This is a genomic window from Variovorax brevis (genome assembly GCF_030317105.1).
GTDB classification, from domain to species: Bacteria; Pseudomonadota; Gammaproteobacteria; order Burkholderiales; family Burkholderiaceae_C; genus Variovorax; species Variovorax brevis.
Window position 1 is genome coordinate 1 of sequence record NZ_JASZYG010000066.1, and the last position, 3,083, is coordinate 3,083.

Annotated in this window: 4 protein-coding genes; 1 reads left to right on the top strand and 3 read right to left on the bottom strand. The window is 62.1% G+C overall.

What is annotated here, in order from left to right; translation table 11 throughout:
• The 3 genes from QTI66_RS39335 to QTI66_RS39345 all read right to left on the bottom strand — a co-directional run.
• On the bottom strand, positions 1–656 hold a 656-nt coding region (locus tag QTI66_RS39335; protein WP_286565803.1), incomplete at its 3' end, for a Bug family tripartite tricarboxylate transporter substrate binding protein.
• A 58-nt stretch (positions 657–714) separates the two neighbouring features.
• Positions 715–1,761: an Ldh family oxidoreductase gene (locus tag QTI66_RS39340; RefSeq protein WP_286565804.1), complete on the bottom strand. Its 1,047-nt coding sequence runs from the start codon at positions 1,759–1,761 to the stop codon at positions 715–717.
• Positions 1,762–1,795: 34 nt separating this feature from the next.
• A complete protein-coding gene (locus QTI66_RS39345) occupies positions 1,796–2,812 on the bottom strand; it encodes a Bug family tripartite tricarboxylate transporter substrate binding protein (protein WP_286565805.1) in 1,017 nt (338 codons plus the stop codon).
• A gap of 116 nt (positions 2,813–2,928) precedes the next feature.
• Between QTI66_RS39345 and QTI66_RS39350 the strand changes: the two genes are divergently transcribed.
• Positions 2,929–3,083: LysR family transcriptional regulator (locus QTI66_RS39350; RefSeq protein WP_286565806.1), on the top strand; the 155-nt coding region annotated here is incomplete at its 3' end.

The following is a 3,083-nucleotide window of genomic DNA, read 5'->3' on the forward strand; positions in this document are numbered from 1 at the left end:
GCCCTGAGCTTTCCGTCCTTGATGAACGGAACCGCCGTGACTACCGTGTCGAACGTGAACGAGAGCGTGCCGCCAAGCAGGTCGGCAAGTGCTGGGGCTGCACCCTTGTAAGGCACGTGCGTGAACTCTGCGCCGCTCATCAGACCGAACATGACGCCCGCCAGATGTCCGCCGCCGCCCACGCCAGTCGAGCCGTAGCTCAGTTGCCCCGGCTTCGCCTTTGCTGCGGAAACCAGATCCGGCACGGTCCTGATCGGAGATGCCGCTGGAACCGTCAACACGTACTGGTAGCTCGTCAACAGGCTGATGGGTGCGAAGTCCTTGATGGGGTCGTACGGGACTTTCGCATAGAGCACGGGGTTCACCACGAGGGGGCCGCTCGCGAGCAAGACGAGGGTGTACCCATCGGGCGCCGCCTTTGCCACTGCGTCCGTCCCGATCATGCCGTTGGCGCCGGGCCTGTTGTCGATGATCACGGGCACGTGCAAGCCTTCAGCCATCTTCTGGCCGACGATCCTCGCCGTGATGTCCGCGGCGCCCCCTGCCACGTAGGGGACAACGATGCGGATGGGCTTGCTTGGATAGGCCGGTTGCGCCTGCGCAGCACTGCCCGCCGCTGCCGAGAGAAGCATGGCGCATAGGTGAACTATCTTCATTCGAGTCTCCTTGTTCTTTCAGATTCCCGGGCGCTTGCAGACGTCGCCCGGCTTGCGCTCATGCCTTTGCTGCGTGCTCTTCGAGCAAAGCGAGCACCGTGGGATCCAGTGCAAGCCCCTCACGCCGATGCCGCGCAAGGTTGTTCAGTTCGATTTCCCCGGGCACAAGAACTGGACGCGCTGCCTCGGCGGGAGGGCTGTCGTGAAGGATCGCCGCGAAATCGTTCATCCGCTCCGTAAGCCATGCGGTGGAACCGAGGCGCCGCGTGTCGATGAGAATGAAGAAATGGCCGAGATTCTGCGGCTCGTCAGGCGCATCCACCCAGGACTTCACGTGCGTGAGGTAGGCGGCGCCCGATAACAGTCCTGCGAACAGGTCCACAAGCAAAGCAAGCCCGTAGCCTTTGTGTCCGCCAATCGGAAGCAGGAAGCCATCAAGGGCCGCAGCGGGATCGGTCGTGGTCCGGCCGCCTTTGTCCGTCGCCCACGTGTCAGGAATGGATTCACCGCGCTTGAGTGCGTTGCGGATTTTTGCGCGAGCGGCAACGCTGATGGCCATGTCCAGCAGAAAGGGCTTGCCGCCAGGGTTCGGCACACCAAAGCCGACTGGACTGTTCCCGAGACGGGCATCGCTGCCGCCCCACGGTGCAATCGTCGTGGTGGCGTTGCTCCCGATGATGCTGGCAAACCCGGCCTCTGCGGCAATCAGCGAATAGGGCGAGACAGGACCGAAATGGTTGCTGCCACGCGCAAACGCGACACCCACGCCTGTCTGCCTTGCCGTTTCCATGGCGGCCTCCAACGCGCGCATTCCAACGAGCGGACCGACTCCGTTGTCGCCGTCGATGCTCACGATGGCGGGCGCTCGCTGTTCCACCTTGATGTCCGGTCTGGCCTTGATGCCGCCGACGCTCAGTCGCTCACCGTAGGACTCGATGCGACTGAGGCCGTGCGTCGACAGGCCGAACAGGTCAGCGGTTACCAGGATCCTGGCGACGTCTTGTGCGTCTTTGTGATCGAGGCCAAGGCCCTCGAAGGCCTTGGCACCGAGCTCAAGCAGTTCGGACTCCAGCAGGACGCGTTTTTCAATGATGGCGGTGTTCATGGTGTCTTTCAATGGGAAGTGATGATGGGTGGCTTCATTCGGCCTTGAGGCCGGCCTTGCGAACAACGTTGCCCCAACGATCGCGCTCGGTCTTGATGAACTTGGCGAATTCCGCAGGCGCCATGGGAGACGCAGTGCTACCGTCTTCTTCAAGGCGCGCACGTACCGCAGGCACGCTCAATGCCTTGACCGCGGCGTCATACAGGCGGGCGACGATCTCCGGCGGCGTCTTGGCCGGCGCGAGGATCCCGAACCATTGCGAGCTGTCGAACCCGGGATACCCGAGCTCGGCCACCGTGGGGACGGCAGGCAGTGCGGCCAGCCGTTGCGGGGAGCCGCTTGCGATGATCTTTATCTTTCCCGCCTTGGCCTGTGCGATGAAGCCGGGAGGGCCTGCAGAAGCGGCGTCCGTGTTGCCCGCCAGCAGATCGTTGAGCTGGGCACCAGTGCCCTTGTACGGGACATGGGTGACATCGATGTTGGCCGTCACCTTCAACATCTCGAATGCAAGGTGACCTGCGCTGCCGTTGCCTGCAGAGCCATAGTTCAACTTGCCGGGCTGCGCCTTGGCCAACGCGACAAACTCCGGCAACGTCTTCGCCGGAACCTTCGCTCCGATCGCAAACACCATCGGCACCTTGGCCAGCAAGGCAATGGGCGTGAAGTCTTCGTCGCCATACGGCAGCTTGGGAAACATCGCCGGGTTGACCGCCAGGGTGCCGACATGCCCGAGAACGATGTTGTAGCCGTCAGGTGCCGCGCGTGCCACCTCCTGCATGGCGATGATCCCGGATCCACCTGCCTTGTTGTCGACGATCACGGCCTGCCCCAGCGTCTTTGACATCTCGTTGGCAATCAGGCGTGCAATGACGTCAGAACTGCCACCGGGTCCGTAGGGCACCACGAGGCGAACGGGCTTCTCGGGCCAAGCTGCATGCGCCACGGGCATCGCGGCCGCCGTCACAACGGCAACAAGAACGCCGATAGCACGGCGAAAGGTTGGGCGAAGCGAACTTCGGTTGCTGTTACCGACGCAGGGCGAAAAGCTCATTCAATGTCTCCTTGTTGATGCAGCCTGGGATATGGCCGCGAGTCATGGGGTGAATGATCGCGAGCGGTTGGTTCGGTGTAAATTGCAAATATTCGACCTACTTTTGCGTGAAACGCATGAATTTCGATCTCGCAGATCTCCGTGCCTTTCTGGCAGTTGCAGACTTCGGCACTTTTCGGAGTGCTTCCGAGAACTTGCACCTGTCGCAGTCAGCCCTGTCTCGTCGCATCGACAAGCTCGAGTCGGCGCTTGGCATCAAGCTGTTCAGCCG